At 69.6% G+C, this 687-nt stretch carries 1 protein-coding gene; it reads right to left on the reverse strand.

Annotated elements, in window-relative coordinates; all coding sequences use genetic code 11:
* Positions 1-687 (reverse strand): acyl-CoA dehydrogenase family protein (locus AC1DWF_RS34880; protein WP_476843045.1); only part of this gene is annotated, 687 nt, incomplete at both ends.

Below are 687 nucleotides of genomic sequence, written 5' to 3' on the forward strand. Positions count from 1 at the left end.
GAGGCCGGCCCGGGCGGCTGGCCCGCCTCGGCCTCCTCGGCGATGCGCCGCCGCGTCAGCTGGAAGGCCTCGTCCTCCATGAGATAGGCGGCGATCTGGTCGCGCAGCACGGCGTCGGCGATACGGCCGTCCCGCTCGCCCACGCCCTCCTTCGCGATGCCGACAAGCGTGCGCTCGGTGCGCCCATGGTGCCGGTCGCTGAAGCCGCCGAGGTACTTGCGCTCGTGCTCCAGCAGACGCTTGGCGATGGTCCAGCCCTTGTTCATCTCGCCCAGCAGGTTGCCGGCGGGGACGCGGACATTCTCAAGGAAGGTCTCGCAGAACTGCGAGACGCCGCTGATGAGCCGGATCGGCTGCACCCGCACGCCGGGATAGGTCAGGTCCACCAGCAGGAAGCTGATGCCCTGGTGCTTGGGCGCCTCGAAGTCGGTGCGGACCAGGCAGAAGGCCCAGTCGGCGTAATGGGCGTAGGAGGTCCAGATCTTGTGGCCATTCACCAGAAAGTCGTCGCCGTCCCGCACCGCGCGCGTGCGCAGGCCGGCGAGGTCCGAGCCCGCCTCCGGCTCGCTGTAGCCCTGGCACCAGCGGATCTCGCCGCGCACGATGGGTGGCAGGTGCTGCTCGCGCTGCGCCTCGGTGCCGTATTCCAGCAGGGTCGGACCCAGCATGGTGAGGCCGAAGCTATTC

Source organism: Aminobacter sp. P4_D5 (assembly GCF_056401815.1).